This window comes from Streptomyces sp. NPDC045955, from assembly GCF_056430805.1.
Genome location: NZ_JBWKKY010000012.1, coordinates 237,087 through 251,399, shown reverse-complemented (window position 1 = coordinate 251,399; position 14,313 = coordinate 237,087). Strand labels below are relative to the sequence as shown.

The 14,313-nt window shown below is 70.4% G+C and carries 16 protein-coding genes; 6 read left to right on the top strand and 10 right to left on the bottom strand.

Going from position 1 to position 14,313, the window contains the following annotated elements:
- Positions 1-2 precede the first annotated feature (2 nt).
- The 6 genes from AC07F0_RS25700 to AC07F0_RS25675 form a co-directional block, all read right to left on the bottom strand.
- Positions 3-1,253: a ketosynthase chain-length factor gene (locus tag AC07F0_RS25700; RefSeq protein WP_478982173.1), complete on the bottom strand. Its 1,251-nt coding sequence runs from the start codon at positions 1,251-1,253 to the stop codon at positions 3-5.
- The gene (locus AC07F0_RS25695; RefSeq protein WP_478982171.1) at positions 1,250-2,518 is read right to left on the bottom strand and encodes a beta-ketoacyl-[acyl-carrier-protein] synthase family protein; all 1,269 of its coding nucleotides are present in this window, start codon (positions 2,516-2,518) and stop codon (positions 1,250-1,252) included. The genes AC07F0_RS25700 and AC07F0_RS25695 overlap by 4 nt, the downstream gene beginning before the upstream one ends.
- Positions 2,515-2,979: a cupin domain-containing protein gene (locus tag AC07F0_RS25690; RefSeq protein WP_478982169.1), complete on the bottom strand. Its 465-nt coding sequence runs from the start codon at positions 2,977-2,979 to the stop codon at positions 2,515-2,517. Before AC07F0_RS25690 ends, AC07F0_RS25695 begins: the two co-directional genes overlap by 4 nt.
- A gap of 59 nt (positions 2,980-3,038) precedes the next feature.
- Positions 3,039-4,157: a SchA/CurD-like domain-containing protein gene (locus AC07F0_RS25685; protein WP_478982167.1), complete on the bottom strand. Its 1,119-nt coding sequence runs from the start codon at positions 4,155-4,157 to the stop codon at positions 3,039-3,041.
- 230 nt (positions 4,158-4,387) lie between these two features.
- Positions 4,388-4,681, bottom strand: a complete 294-nt coding sequence (locus tag AC07F0_RS25680; RefSeq protein WP_478982165.1) for an MTH1187 family thiamine-binding protein — start codon at positions 4,679-4,681, stop codon at positions 4,388-4,390.
- Positions 4,678-5,022: a DUF3817 domain-containing protein gene (locus tag AC07F0_RS25675; RefSeq protein WP_478982163.1), complete on the bottom strand. Its 345-nt coding sequence runs from the start codon at positions 5,020-5,022 to the stop codon at positions 4,678-4,680. The genes AC07F0_RS25680 and AC07F0_RS25675 overlap by 4 nt, the downstream gene beginning before the upstream one ends.
- Before the next feature lie 209 nt (positions 5,023-5,231).
- Here AC07F0_RS25675 and AC07F0_RS25670 point away from each other — a divergent pair, with 209 nt between their 5' ends.
- The 4 genes from AC07F0_RS25670 to AC07F0_RS25655 all read left to right on the top strand — a co-directional run bounded on the left by AC07F0_RS25670 (position 5,232) and on the right by AC07F0_RS25655 (position 7,906).
- Positions 5,232-5,864 carry an AIM24 family protein gene (locus tag AC07F0_RS25670; protein ID WP_010048561.1) on the top strand — a complete coding sequence of 211 codons (633 nt, stop codon included), beginning with the start codon at positions 5,232-5,234 and terminating at the stop codon, positions 5,862-5,864.
- A 1-nt stretch (position 5,865) separates the two neighbouring features.
- On the top strand, positions 5,866-6,516 hold the full coding sequence (locus tag AC07F0_RS25665; protein WP_436728398.1) for an AIM24 family protein: 651 nt from the start codon (positions 5,866-5,868) through the stop codon (positions 6,514-6,516).
- On the top strand, positions 6,513-7,313 hold the full coding sequence (locus AC07F0_RS25660) for an AIM24 family protein (protein WP_478982161.1): 801 nt from the start codon (positions 6,513-6,515) through the stop codon (positions 7,311-7,313). Before AC07F0_RS25665 ends, AC07F0_RS25660 begins: the two co-directional genes overlap by 4 nt.
- Before the next feature lie 116 nt (positions 7,314-7,429).
- On the top strand, positions 7,430-7,906 hold the full coding sequence (locus AC07F0_RS25655; protein WP_354741957.1) for a MarR family winged helix-turn-helix transcriptional regulator: 477 nt from the start codon (positions 7,430-7,432) through the stop codon (positions 7,904-7,906).
- A 193-nt stretch (positions 7,907-8,099) separates the two neighbouring features.
- Here the strand turns inward: AC07F0_RS25655 and AC07F0_RS25650 are convergent, their stop codons facing one another.
- Together AC07F0_RS25650 and AC07F0_RS25645 are read right to left on the bottom strand one after the other, a co-directional pair.
- Positions 8,100-9,509: a sensor histidine kinase gene (locus AC07F0_RS25650; RefSeq protein WP_478982159.1), complete on the bottom strand. Its 1,410-nt coding sequence runs from the start codon at positions 9,507-9,509 to the stop codon at positions 8,100-8,102.
- The gene (locus AC07F0_RS25645) at positions 9,506-10,174 is read right to left on the bottom strand and encodes a response regulator transcription factor (protein WP_478982157.1); all 669 of its coding nucleotides are present in this window, start codon (positions 10,172-10,174) and stop codon (positions 9,506-9,508) included. Before AC07F0_RS25645 ends, AC07F0_RS25650 begins: the two co-directional genes overlap by 4 nt.
- Positions 10,175-10,290: 116 nt before the next feature.
- Between AC07F0_RS25645 and AC07F0_RS25640 the strand changes: the two genes are divergently transcribed.
- Positions 10,291-10,929, top strand: a complete 639-nt coding sequence (locus AC07F0_RS25640) for a PepSY domain-containing protein (RefSeq protein WP_478982155.1) — start codon at positions 10,291-10,293, stop codon at positions 10,927-10,929.
- Between the two features lie 354 nt (positions 10,930-11,283).
- Here AC07F0_RS25640 and meaB read toward each other — a convergent pair whose 3' ends face one another.
- Positions 11,284-12,240, bottom strand: coding sequence for a methylmalonyl Co-A mutase-associated GTPase MeaB (gene meaB / locus AC07F0_RS25635; RefSeq protein ID WP_478982153.1), 957 nt, complete (start codon positions 12,238-12,240; stop codon positions 11,284-11,286).
- 56 nt (positions 12,241-12,296) lie between these two features.
- Positions 12,297-13,496 carry an acetyl-CoA C-acetyltransferase gene (locus AC07F0_RS25630; RefSeq protein WP_478982151.1) on the bottom strand — a complete coding sequence of 400 codons (1,200 nt, stop codon included), beginning with the start codon at positions 13,494-13,496 and terminating at the stop codon, positions 12,297-12,299.
- Between the two features lie 148 nt (positions 13,497-13,644).
- Here AC07F0_RS25630 and mce point away from each other — a divergent pair, with 148 nt between their 5' ends.
- Positions 13,645-14,085: a methylmalonyl-CoA epimerase gene (mce, locus tag AC07F0_RS25625; RefSeq protein ID WP_059417187.1), complete on the top strand. Its 441-nt coding sequence runs from the start codon at positions 13,645-13,647 to the stop codon at positions 14,083-14,085.
- Positions 14,086-14,313: the final 228 nt, after the last annotated feature.

Below are 14,313 nucleotides of genomic sequence, written 5' to 3'. Positions count from 1 at the left end.
CTTCACCGGGCGTCCGATCCCGGGTCGCGGCGCAGTACCAGCGCCGCGTTGGAGCCCATGAGTCCACGGCTGAGGACGAGGGCCGTGCTCAGCTCGGCCGGGCGCGCCGTCGACGTCACCAGGTCGATGTCGTGGCAGATGTCGAAGACGTTGGGCGTGGGCGGGATCAGCCCTTCCTCCATGGCCAGCAACGCGGCGGCGACGTCCAGCAGGGGTGCCCCGCAGTAGGACCGCCCGATACCGGTCTTGGGAGCCGTGACGGGCACGCGGGTGCCGTGCGGGCCAAGGGCATCGGCGAGGGCGAGGGCCTCGGCGCGGTCCGCCTCCGGGACACCCAGCGCGTCGGCGAAGACCACGTCGATCTCCTCCGGTGCGCAGCCGGCCTCGTCGAGGGCACTGCGGATGGCGTGGGCGAGTCCCTCCCGTGAGCGGTCCCAGCGCGAGGCGCCGGTGAACGTGGCCGCATGGCCCGCCACCGTGGCGCGGACGTCCGCCGCACGCCGGCGTGCGCGGTCCAGGTCCTCGACGACCAGCACGGCACCGCCCTCGGCCGGCACGAAGCCGCAGGCCCCGGAGGTGAAGGGGCGGTAGGCCCGCGCCGGGTCCTCGACCGTGCTGAGCTCGGGATATCCGAGCTGGCAGACCATCGAGTACGGAGCCAGCGGCGCTTCGGCCGCCCCGGCCACGACCACGTCGGTTCCCCGCCCCACCGTCCGGGCGGCGTGCGCGACGGCGTCCAGGCCGCCGGCCTCGTCGCTCGCGACCACGCCGCAGGGGCCCTTGAAGCCGCTGCGGATCGATATCTGACCCGTGCTGGCCGCGTAGAACCAGGCGATGGACTGGTAGGGACCGACGAAACGGGACCCCTGTCCCCACAGCTTCTGCAGCTCCCGCTGGCCGAACTCACCGCCACCGGATCCGGCGGCGGTGACGACACCTATGGAGTACGGGGAGTCGGCGGCGGCGTCGCCCAGACCCGCGTCTTTCAGGGCCGCACCGGCGGCAGCCATCGCGAAGTGGCTGAAGCGGTCGGTCTGGACTAGGAAGGTCTCCTCGATGAGTGCCGTGGGGTCGAATCCCCGGACCTCGCCGGCGACGCGGAGCGGAAGATGCCCGCAGCCCTCCCGGGTGATCCGGTCGAGTACGGACAGGCCCTCCTTGACGGACTTCCAGTAGGTCTCCGTGTGCAGTCCGTTGGGCGCGACCACACCGATCCCCGTGATGGCGGTGCGGCGGTTCGGATGAGCACTCATCGTTTCCTCCCGGCCGGCCCCGTCAGGAGCACCGCGGACTGGAACCCGCCGAAGCCGCTGCCCACGGACAGCACGTTGGCGAGCTTGCGCTGCCGCGCGGTGCGCGGCACGTAGTCCAGGTCGCACTCGGGGTCCGGAGTCTCGTAGTTCGCCGTCGGCGGGACCACCTGGTGGGCGAGGGCCAGCACACAGGCGACGACCTCGATCGCGCCGATCGCACCGAGCGAGTGGCCCACCATGGACTTGATCGAACTCATGGGCGTGTCATAGGCGTGGGCGCCCAGGGACCGCTTGACCGCGGCGGTCTCGTGACGGTCGTTCTGGCGGGTGCCCGAGCCGTGCGCGTTGACGTAGTCGATGAGTGAGGGATCCAGCCGGGCCTGTCCGAGCGCGGTGTCGATGGCCCTGGCCATCTCCAGGCCCTCGCTGGTCAGTCCTGTCATGTGGTAGGCGTTGCCGAACGTGGCGTAGCCGCCGATCTCGCAGTAGACGTGCGCGCCACGGGCACGGGCGTGTTCGAGCTCTTCCAGGACCAGCACCGCGGAGCCCTCCCCCATGACGAATCCGTCGCGGTGGGCGTCGAAGGGCCGGGAGGCGTGCGCCGGGTCGTCGTTGTTCGGCGACGTCGCCCTGATGGCGTCGAAGCAGGCCATGGTGATCGGGGAGATCGGGGAGTCCGACGCTCCGGCGATACAGATGTCGGCGCGGCCTTCCTCGATCGTGTGGAAGCCGTAGCCCACCGCGTCGAGTCCGGAGGTGCAGCCGGTCGACACCGTCTGCACCGGCCCTTGGGCGCCGAAGTGCTCGGCGACTTCGGAGGCCAGTGTGCTGGGGGAGAACGCCCGGTGCAGCTGCGGGCCGGCGGCACGGTGGTCGACGTCCCAGCGTTGCCCTCGCTCGCTGACCAGGACGTAGTCGTGCTCGAGGCGGGTCGTGCCGCCCACGGCACTGCCGAGCGAGACGGCCACGCGCCACGGGTTCTCGGCGCCGAACTCGATGCCGCAGTCGGCAACCGCCTCCGCCGCGGCGACGAGGGCGAACTGTATGTACCGGTCGGAGCGTTCGACCAGGTCGGGATCGAGCCCGTGCGTGAGCGGGTCGAAGTCGCATTCGGCCGCGATCCGTGATCGCAGTCCCTCGGGATCGAACAGGGTGATGCCGCGCGTCGCGGTGCGGCCGCCCGAGAGAAGGTCCCAGAAGGCCGGCACACCGATGCCGCCCGGGGCGACGACACCGATGCCGGTGACCGCGACCCGCCGGGTCACGAGGGCACCCCGCGTCGCTCGGGCTGCGCTCCGTCCTCCTGCACGGCCGGGTACGGTTCGCCGGTCGCGTTCCCCTCCACGGCCTCCGTGTCGACGTGGCCCATGCTCGGCTTCGGAGCCAGCGGACCCAGGTGGAAGACCATCCTGGCTTCCACGTCACCGACGTTGCGGAAGCGGTGCCGCATGCCGATGGGGACCATGAGGCCCTGGTCGGTGCGGATGGGGTGGGTCTCGTCGTCCAGGTCGACCTCCAGCTCGCCCTGGACGACGTAGACGAACTCCTCCGAGTACGGGTGGTAGTGCTCGCTGATGCGCTCACCGGGCTGCATGATGGCCAGGCCCATGAACCCGCTCGTGGAACCCACCGTGAGGGGCGTGAGCAGAGTGCGCAGGTCGCCGCCACGCTTGCGGTTGGGCTCGGTCTCGCTGAGGTCCACGATGCGCGGGCGCGTCTTGTCCATGGTCCGTCTCCAAGTCGGTCTGTGGGGGTTGTCCGCGGGCGGGCGCCGTCCATGACCGGTCAGGACGGGGCAGCTTTGCGATCGGTGATCAGCGTCATGTCGGTGTGCGCCAGGAGGCGGGTGGCGTCCCGGTCGTCGGACAGCGGCCCTTCGACGCCGAGTTCCGCACCGTCGAGCAGGCGGGCCAGTTCGGCGGCCGCCCCCGTGCCGTGCATGCCGAGCGCCCTGACCGGATCGGTCTCGGGATCCCGCGTATCGATCAGACGGACGACCAGGTCGTCCCGGTGGAAGACGGTGCTGCGGTGAACGGGGCCGGCGGGGTCGGCCGCGGCGGTCTCGTCCTGCTGGGCGAGCAGCCGTGCCAGCGCCAACCCACAGCCCTCGACGGCCGGGTAGTACAGGGCGTGTCGCCGCAGACCGGCCGGCTCCGGTCCGCCCCGCGCCACATGGTGGACGGCCGGCATGGCCGCGCGGATGAAGAAGGCCCGTGCCGACGCCGGGTCGGTGAGATCCCGGCTCTGCTCCAGGTGCGGATTGAGGGCTTCCTCAACGGCCCGCACCTCCGGCTGACGTGATACGTGGCGCAGCGCCGTCTGCAGATCGCCCTCCACCTCGACGGTGCGTACGACCCGGTTGCCGTGCATGAACAGCGTCGTCCGGCGCAGTCGTGTGGAGTCGTCGGCGCGGGCCTGGGGCGGCGCGTATGCGGCGAGGATGTCCGCGACCTTCGACTCGGAGCCGGGCTTGACGGTGAACGTCAGCGCATGGCGCGTCACTCCGTCGCCCACGCGCACCGGCGCCTGGACCTCGTCGGCGGTCCCGGCGGCGGCCGGGCGGGCCCGCCCGGTCTCGCGGACAACGCTGTACCGCATCGACCGGAGGTCCCGGATGCAGTCCTGCATGGGCCTGACGGTCTCGAGGTGCTCCTCGCTGTTCACCCAGGCGAGATACGGCGGCGCAGTCGCCCATTCGCTCGTGATGAGCCACTGGGACGGGTTCTCCGCGGACTGGCACAGCTGGTCACCGAGGTGACCGGGGACCGACGCGACCTGGTTGCGCATGTGCTCGTAGGCGTCGAGGAACCGTTCCTGGGCGCCTTCGTGGACGTCGACGAGCAGGATGACGCGCAGCCTGGAGCCGTCGAACGCCGACTGGGACGTATACGTCGAAGTGTTCACCGGCAGGCCCTTCCTTCGCTGGGCAGACGGCGGCCGCCGTGTCCGGCAGCGGGACGGCGGTCGGCCCTGAGCCCTCATCGTGGGTCGGGGTGTGGGACTTCGCATGCCGCACGGGTCATAAGGGGGAACGGCCCGGTGCGCAGGTCGCGCCGCTCCGGCGCGGATCCGGGCCTCGCCATGGCACAGCAAAGCCCCGGCTCGTCACGAGCCGGGGCTGTGGTCCTCGCGGCCTACTCGGCGAGGTGCCGCTCCACCGTCTCCACCTTGGAGGTGAGCCCGTCCGTCACTCCGGGGCGGATGTCCGCCTTGAGGACCAGGGACACACGCGGAGCCCGCTGCTCGACCGCGGCGACGGCGCGCCTGACGACGTCCATGACCTCGTCCCACTCGCCTTCGATCGAGGTGAACATCGCGTCGGTCCGGTGGGGCAGGCCCGACTCGCGCACCACGCGGACGGCGTCGGCGACGTACTCCCCCACGTCCTCGCCGACCCCCAGCGGCGTCACGGAAAAGGCGACGATCACGCGTTCACGACCCCCTCGTTGCGCGCCCGGGACGCGATGACGGCGTCCTCGGCCTCACGCCGCAGCTTGCGCTCCGCGAAGAACCCGCCGGTCGGCAGCACCGAGAGGACGAAGTACAGCGCGGCGGTCTGCACCGGCCACTTCGTCCGGTTCCACGCGTCGGCCCAGAAGATCACGTACAGGATGAACAGGACACCGTGCACCATGCCCATCACCGGCACGGCGTTGAAGTCCGTGGTCCGCTTCAGCACCGAGCAGATCAGCAGGAGCAGGAACGAGATCGCCTCGGGGGCCGAGACCAGGCGGAGGCGGCGGAGGGCGGTGGCGGTCTTGAGGTCCACGGGTCACCTTCGGTGAGAGAGACGCGGCGGTCTGGACTGTCGGAACGGGCTTGCAACGGTCTGACGGTTTGTGAACGCACGCACAAGCGTCCCGCCCATTGTGACAAACCGCCGCGGGCCCGCACCCCTAGGGGTGCGGTCAGGGTCGTTCTCCACCCACAGGCCCTGTCCGTGGCGCCCGGCCTGCGGCTACCTTCACATGCGTGGCGATGTTCCGACTTCAGAGCAGCAAGGTGCTCGCCGTCGACATGACCGGAGACGCCGTGAAGGCGAAGAACGGCTCGATGGTCGCGTACGACGGCGAGATGGCCTTCAAGAAGCTCAGCGGCGGCGGCGAGGGCATACGGGGCATGGTGACCCGGCGGCTGACCGGCGAGCAGATGACCTTGATGGAGGTGAAGGGGCGGGGGACCTGCTGGTTCGCCGACCGCGCCTCCGAGATCAACCTGGTGGGTCTCCAGGGCGACAAGCTCTACGTGGAGTCCAGCAACCTGCTCGCGACCGACGGCGGGCTGCGCACGGGGACGGAGTTCACCGGCCTGCGCGGCGCCTCTCAGGGCAACGGGCTGTTCACGACGACCGTCGAGGGCCACGGCCAGGCGGCGATCATGTCGGACGGCCCGGCGGTGGTGCTGCGGGTGAGTCCGCAGTATCCGCTGACCGTCGACCCGGGGGCGTATGTGGCGCACCAGGGGAATCTTCGGCAGTCCTTCCAGTCGGGTGTGACGTTCCGCACGCTGCTCGGGGAGGGCGGCGGCGAGGCCTTCCAGATGCGGTTCGAGGGGGACGGGCTGGTGTACGTGCAGCCGAGCGAGCGGAACACGATCGCGGGAGACGTGTGAGATGGCCTTCCGGGAGATCAACGCGAAGATGGTCGAGGCGACGATCGCGCCGGGCCAGCGGCTGTTCAGTCAGCGCGGCGCGATGCTCGCCTACCGGGGCGAGGTGTCCTTCACGCCCAACATGGCCGGCGGCCAGGGCGGGATCATGTCGATGATCGGCCGCCGGGTCGCCGACGAGGACACGCCCCTGATGACCGTCGAGGGCAGCGGCACCGTCCTCTTCGGGCACGGCGGGCACCACGTCCAGGTGATCCGGCTGTCCGGCGACACGCTGTACGTCGAGGCGGACCGCCTCCTGGCCTTCGAGGGCACCCTCCAGCAGGGCACGATGTTCCTGGGCTCGCAGGGCGGCGTCATGGGCATGGTGCGCGGGCAGGTCAGCGGCCAGGGGCTGTTCACCACCACGCTCAAGGGGCACGGTGCCGTCGCGGTCATGGCCCACGGCGGGGTGATCGAGATCCCGGTCACGCCCCAGCGGCCGGTACACGTGGACCCGCAGGCCTACGTCGCCCACCACGGCGACGTCCGCAACAAGCTGTCCACGGCCCTGGGCTGGCGGGACATGGTGGGCCGCGGCTCGGGCGAGGCGTTCCAGCTGGAGCTCAGCGGCAGCGGTGCGGTGTACGTCCAGGCTTCGGAGGAGAAGCTGTGAGCACATACGGAAGCCCCGGCGCCGGCCCCGCGGTCTTCGACCCGGCGACACTGCCGCCCGACGACAACGTCAACGCCTACACCTTCTGCGTGGAGCTCAAGGGGAGCCAGTGGTTCCTCCAGAAGGGGAAGATGGTCGCCTACTACGGCTCGATCGACTTCAACGGCGTCGGGCACGGCCGGCTGGACCGTCTCGTCCGTACGTCCTTCCATTCGCCACTGCACGCGAGCGACTGGGTCGTGGCGGAGGGCTCGGGCAAGATGCTCCTCGCCGACCGGGCGTTCGACGTGAACTCGTACGACCTCGAGGACGGCAATCTGACCATTCGCTCGGGCAATCTCCTCGCTTTTCAGCCAACTCTGTCGCTGAAGCAATCAATCGTGCCGGGTTTCCTCACCCTCATCGGAACCGGAAAGTTCGTGGCCGCGTCGAACGGTCCCGTGGTGTTCATGGAACCCCCGATCCGGGTCGACCCGCAGGCCCTGGTCGGATGGGCCGACTGCCCCTCCCCCTGCCATCACTACGACCATGGGTACATGACCGGTGTAATGGGCGGTCTACGTGCACTGACGGGCCTCGGCGGGGCCTCCGGCGAGGAGCATCAGTTCGAGTTCGTCGGCGCCGGCACAGTCCTGCTCCAGTCGTCAGAGACACTGATGACCGAGCAGGCTACGGGGGCTGTTCCGCACCAGGCCGGCGTGCCCGGCGGCGGGGCTCACGGACCTCAGCCCGGACAGTCCGGCGTACCGCGTCTTCCCGGACAGCTGGGGGACCTCCAGCGTCGCTTCGGGCTGTGAGCGGTAGTCTGCGGAGTGTGACATCGAACGTCTGCGCACCGATGTTCGGCGGGTGCGCTCCGTCACACGAAAACCCTCACTAGTTCGCCTTTCAACTTTTTAGGTAGACTTCATTCATGGAGACCGAGACGGCCACCCGCTGGCTGACCGATGCGGAGCAGTGCGCCTGGCGCACCCACCTGGAGGTCAACAGGCTGTTGACGTACCAGCTCGAAAAGGACCTGCAGCCGTTCGGCCTGACAATGAACGACTACGAGATCCTGGTGAATCTCTCCGAGTCGGAGGACCAGCGGATGCGGATGAGCGACCTCGCCTCCGCGACCCTCCAGTCCAAGAGCCGCCTCTCGCACCAGATCACGCGCATGGAGAACGCGAACCTGGTCCGGCGGGAGAACTGCGAGTCCGACCGCCGGGGGCTCTACGCGGTCCTCACCGACCACGGCATGGCGACGATGCAGAAGGTCGCGCCCCACCATGTGGCGTCCGTGCGGAGGCACTTCATCGACCTGCTGTCCCCCGAGGCCCTGACGGAGCTCGACAAGGCCCTCAAACCCATCGCTGAGCACCTGCGGGTCCAGCGCGGACGGCCGTAACCCCCGGACGGCACATCCACGGCTAGGGCCTGTCGTTTGGATCAGGTCGCAGGAAAGCGACCGTGCTGTTCAGCGCCGGTGAGCGGGGTCTGGTGCGTGCAGCTGCAAGGCGGAGCGTCGGCAACCGACGACAACGCGGCAGATGCGCGTGCCAGACCCCGCGTCTGCGGCGCGATCCAAACGACAGGCCCTACTAGGCGAGCGGCAGGCGGAGCTCGAACAGGGCTCCGCCTGCGGGTCCCTGGCCGGCCGTGAGCGTGCCGCCGTGCCGGACGGCGACGTCCCGGGCGATGGCGAGACCCAGCCCGGCACCGCCGTCGTCGCGGCTGCGGGCGGCGTCCAGCCGCACGAACCGCTCGAAGATCCGCTCCCGGTCGGCCTCGGGCACGCCGTCACCGTCGTCCGCCACCCCGACCACGGCCAGGTCACCCTCCCGCCGCACACTCACGGTGACGGCCGACCGGGCATGCCGCTGGGCGTTGTCGAGCAGATTGGCGAGCACCCGCCCCAACTGCCCGCGCGATCCGGCCACCTTCACCGGCTCCGCGTCCACCGTCACGCCGGTCCTCCCCTCGGCCTCCTCCCGGGCCAGCCCAGCGAGGTCGACCTTCGCGTCATGGGGCCGCTCCCCCGCGTCCAGCCGGGCGAGCAGCAGCAGGTCGGCGGCGAGCCGCTGGAGCCGCACGGTGTCCTCCACGGCCCCGTCGAGGTCCAGCAGTTCGGGATGCGCGGCGGCCACCTCCAACTGCGTGCGCAGCGAGGCGATCGGGCTGCGCAGTTCGTGGGAGGCGTCGGCGACGAAGCGCCGCTGCCGCTCCACGGACGTCTCCAGGGCCGCGAGCGTCTCGTTCGTCGTCAGGGCGAGCCGGGCGACCTCGTCGTGCGTCTGCGGCTCCGGGACACGCCGCGCGAGGTCCTGGGAAGCGGTGATCGCGGCCATCTCGCTGCGGATGCCCTCCACCGGCCGCAGCGCCCGCCGGGTGACCAGCCAGGTCACACCCGCGACGACGCCGAGCAGCAGCGGGAACCCGATCAGCATCACCGTCGTCGCGCTCCGCACGGCCCCGTGCTCGGCGGCCAGCGGGGCACCGGCGTAGACCTTCAGCCGCCCCCGGTCATGCGTCTCGACCTCGACGGCGGCGAACCGGTAGTCCTCCGTCTCACCGTCGATCGTCGCGGACCCGTTCCGGAAGGTGCTCTCCCCGGCGATCTCCCCGGGTTCGAGGGACTCCTCGTGATCATCGGAGTCGTCGTCATCGTCCCCCTTGGCCGCCGTCGGCGGCAGCGGCTTCACCCGGTCGGAGTCGGTGCCGCTGATCTTCTCCAGATCCTCGCTGACCGCGACCACCCGCTTCTTCCCGTCGAGCACCTGGACCGGCCCGTCGTCGCCGTCCAGCCCGGACAGCTTGTCGTACGGCCTCCCGGCGGCGAGCTCGGCGGCGACCGCCCGGGCGGAGCGCTCGGCCCGGGTTCCGGCCTCGCCCATCAGGTTCGACTTCAGGGACAGCAGAACGGCCGCCCCGGCGGCGACGAGCGCCACCGCGACCACGAGCGTGGCTCCCAGCGTGGCCCGCGCCCGGACGGACCCGAACAGCCGCCTCATGGCGACGTCTCCAGCCGGTACCCGGCACCGCGCACGGTCCGGATCAGCCCCGCCCGCAGCTTCCGCCGCAGGGTGCTGACGTACACCTCGACGATGTTGGGGTCGCCCTCGTACGCGAAGTCCCACACGTGTTCGAGGATGTCGGACTTGGACACGACCTCCCCGGCTCGCAGCACGAGGTGCTCCAGCACGGAGAACTCCTTGGCGGTCAGGGCGACCTCGTCCTCCCCCAGGAACACCCGCCGGGCCGCGGTGTCCACCTTCAGGTCCCCGTGCACATGCACGGGCGAGGCCCCGGCACCCACCCCGCGCCGCCGCAACAGCGCCTTGACCCGGGCGACGAGCACGACGTACGAGAAGGGCTTGGTCAGGTAGTCGTCCGCGCCGGTGTCGAGCCCCTCGGCCTCGTCGTACTCGCCGTCCTTGGCGGTGAGCATCAGGATCGGCACCTCGTGCCCCGCGGCGCGCAGGGCGGCGCAGACCCGGTAGCCGTTGAGGCCGGGCAGCATGATGTCGAGGATCACCAGGTCGTACGTGCCCTCCGAGGCCTGGTGCAGCCCCTCCCGTCCGTCGTGGACGACGTCCACGGCGTACCCCTCGGCCGTCAGGCCCCTGGCGAGCGACAGGGCCAGCCGCTTCTCGTCCTCCACGATCAACAGGCGCATGGGTAAAGAGTGGCAAAGCCAACCTGAAGATCCCTTCAGGGGCCTTCAGGTTCCTCTCAGCCTCGATCGGCCAGATTGGAACACGTCGAAAACGAAACGACTCGGGAGGAATCCGCATGAAGCGCAACATCGTGATCGCCGCTGTGACCGCTGCCGCTCTGGTCGGAGGCGGTACGGCCACGGCTCTCGCGACCACGGGAGACGACCAGGGCTCGGCGCGGCAGGCGGCGAACACCCGGCTGTCGGACGACGACGGCCGCGGCGACCAGGACGGCGCGGACGCGCAGGACGAGCGCGACGACGACGCGCGCGCTGTTTCCGCCGACGTGTCGGCGCCCGAGGCCATAGCGTCCGCGCTGAAGCACACGTCCGGCACGGCCGTGTCCGCCGAGTTGGACGACGAGGACGACAGCAAGGTGATCTGGAAGGTCGACGTCCTGTCCGGCGACAACAGCTGGCACAGCGTGAGCGTCGACCCGTCGAACGGCAAGGTGCTCGGCTCGCACACCGACGACGAGGACGACACGGCGCAGGTGCGGGCGGCGCTGAAGGGTGCGTCCGTGACGGCCGAGGAGGCCGCGAAGGCCGCCGGCGGCAAGGGCACGGTGACGTCCGTGGACCTGGACGAGGACGGCAAGAACAAGTCCTGGGAGGCCGAGACGCACAAGTCCGGCGGCGCCGAGCAGGACTGGAAGATCGACCTCCACACGGGCAAGGTCACGGCGGACCACGAGCAGGACGACGACCAGGACTGATCGGGTACTGCCGCATTCCTACCGCCCCGGCGTCGCTGCTGACGCCGGGGCGTCGCGCAGCCCGGCGCAGCGGGGTACCGCTGCGCCCACCCGTGCCGCCCCAGCGGCACGACTGCCCGCAGCTGAGGCGAGACGCGCCCGCACCCGCCGACGCACGGAAGGGGACGTGTCGGGGGGTGTCCGCCCGCAGCGGTTGGCGCGTCGACGGACAGTCAGTCGGTACGCAACCCCATCGCGCCGTTCCGAGGACGGACACCCCCCGGCGCGGCCCCGACCCACCGCACCCCGGCAGGCGCCACGCGCACCCCCACCACACCCGCGCAGGCCGCCGCAGGCACCCGCGGGCACAGCCGCTCAGCCCTCCGTCAACCCCGCGACCAGTTCGTCAGCCGCACGGTACGGATCCAGTTCACCCGCCACGATCCGCTCCGCCAGCGCCCCCAGCCGCCGGTCCCCGTGCAGATCCCCGATCCGCTCCCGCAGCGCCGTCACCGCGATCGTCTCGACCTCCCGCGCCGCACGGGCCATGCGCCGCTCCGCGAGCACCCCCCGCTCCTCCATCCAGGCGCGATGCTTCTCCAGGGCCTCGACGACCTCGTCCATGCCCTCCGCCCGCGCGGCGACCGTCTTCACGATCGGCGGACGCCAGTCCCCGGGCGCCCGGGCCTCCCCCAGCCCCAGCATGTGGTTCAGCTCGCGAGCCGTCGCATCCGCCCCGTCCCGGTCGGCCTTGTTCACCACGTACACGTCACCGATCTCCAGGATCCCGGCCTTGGCCGCCTGGATGCCGTCCCCCATCCCGGGGGCCAGCAGCACCACGGACGTGTCCGCCTGCGAGGCGATCTCCACCTCCGACTGCCCGACCCCCACCGTCTCGACGAGGATCACGTCGCACCCCGCCGCGTCCAGCACCCGGATCGCCTGGGGCGCGGCCCACGCGAGCCCGCCCAGGTGCCCGCGCGTGGCCATCGAGCGGATGTACACGCCCGGGTCCGACGCGTGCTCCGACATCCGCACCCGGTCCCCGAGCAGCGCACCCCCGGAGAACGGGGACGACGGGTCGACGGCGAGCACGCCGACCCGCTTGCCCTGCTTGCGGTACGCGGTCACCAGCGCCGAGGTCGACGTGGACTTGCCGACCCCCGGCGACCCGGTCAACCCGACCACGTACGCCTTGCCGGCCAACGGCGCCAGCGCCGCCATGACCTCCCGCAGCTGCGGGGACACCCCCTCCACCAGGGAGATCAGCCGGGCCACGGCCCGCGGCCGGCCCTCCCTGGCCTGGGCGACCAGCGTGGAGACGTCCTGCATCACAGCTCCGTTCAGATCGTTCGGCTGAGGAAGGCCGGAAGAGAAGAACCGGTTGCTCAGGCCTTCGGTACCCGCACGATCAGCGCGTCACCCTGACCACCGCCACCGCACAGCGCGGCCGCGCCCACGCCACCACCACGCCGCTTCAGCTCCAGCGCGAGGTGCAGCACGAGCCTCGCACCGGACATCCCGATCGGGTGACCCAGGGCAATGGCACCGCCGTTGACATTCACCTTTTCGGTGGACACCCCGAGGTCCTTCATCGACTGCACGGCCACCGCCGCGAACGCCTCGTTGATCTCGATGAGGTCGAGGTCCTCGACGCCCAGCCCCTCCTTCTTCAGCGCGTGCTGGATCGCGTTGGACGGCTGGGACTGGAGCGAGTTGTCCGGCCCGGCCACGTTCCCGTGCGCGCCGATCTCCGCGATCCACTCCAGGCCGAGCTCCTGCGCCTTGGCCTTGCTCATCACCACGACGGCGGCGGCACCGTCGGAGATCTGCGAGGCGGAACCGGCCGTGATCGTGCCGTCCTTGGCGAAGGCGGGACGGAGCTTGCCCAGGGACTCGGCGGTGGTGTCACCGCGAATGCCCTCGTCCTTGCTGAACAGCACCGGGTCGCCCTTGCGCTGCGGGATCTCGACGGGCGTGATCTCGGCCTCGAACAGGCCGTTCTTCTGCGCGGCGGCGGCCCGCTGGTGGGACAGCGCGGCGATCTCGTCCTGCTCGGCCCGCCCGATGCCGAGGCGCGTGTTGTACTTCTCCGTCGACTCGCCCATGGCGACGCCGTCGAAGGAGTCCGTCAGCCCGTCGTGGGCCATGGCGTCGAGCATCTCGACGGCGCCGTACTTGAAGCCCTCGCGGGACTTGGGCAGCAGGTGCGGGGCGTTGGTCATGGACTCCTGGCCGCCCGCGACGATCACGTCGAACTCACCCGCACGGATCAGCTGGTCGGCCAGAGCGATGGCGTCGAGGCCCGACAGACACACCTTGTTGATGGTCAGCGCCGGCACGTTCATCGGGATGCCGGCCTTGACCGCGGCCTGGCGCGCGGGAATCTGCCCCGCCCCGGCCTGGAGCACCTGGCCCATGATCACGTACTGCACCTGGTCGCCGCCGATCCCCGCACGGTCGAGGGCGGCCTTGATCGCGAAGCCGCCGAGGTCGGCTCCGGAGAAGGACTTCAGTGAACCGAGCAACCGCCCCATGGGCGTGCGCGCCCCCGAGACGATCACCGAGCTGGTCGTAGCAGAAGACATGAGCTGCGATCCCCTTACCGGCTGCACAGCCGAGGAGTGAACGAGGGTTTACTTCGAATGTACTGACCGGTACGCCACCCCGTCATCGGGCTGTCGGTGTGATCGCGCGCACGTTGCGTAACCACCTCCGGAGCGCTGCACTGAATCCATGCTGACGCGAATCGACCACATCGGAATCGCCTGTTTCGACCTCGACAAGACCGTCGAGTTCTACCGTGCCACCTACGGCTTCGAGGTGTTCCACTCCGAGGTCAACGAGGAGCAGGGCGTGCGCGAGGCCATGCTCAAGATCAACGATACGTCCGACGGCGGCGCCTCGTACCTGCAGCTCCTGGAGCCGACCCGCGAGGACTCCACCGTCGCGAAGTGGCTGGCGAAGAACGGGGAGGGCGTCCACCACATCGCTTTCGGTACGGCGGACGTGGACGCCGAGGCCGCGGACATCAAGGACAAGGGCGTACGCGTGCTGTACGAAGAGCCGCGACGCGGTTCCATGGGGTCACGGATCACCTTCCTGCACCCGAAGGACTGTCATGGCGTCCTGACAGAACTGGTCACTTCGGCGGCCGTTGAGTCACCTGAGCACTGACCCTCGTACATAGGGGCCGGTAGGGTTGGGGGCGGTCGCCGCTCAGCCAGGGTGACCGCGGTCCCGCCGTGCGACGGCAGGACCACCGGGGTCCGGGTTTCGGGGGACGAGCGTCGGGGCAGCAGCCTCTGCTCCGCCGATGATCTGACACCATTCCCCGGGGGCCCCGTTCGGCGGATGGACGGAGCTCGTTTGGAGAGAGTTGCGACCAGGGGACGGATGGGACCG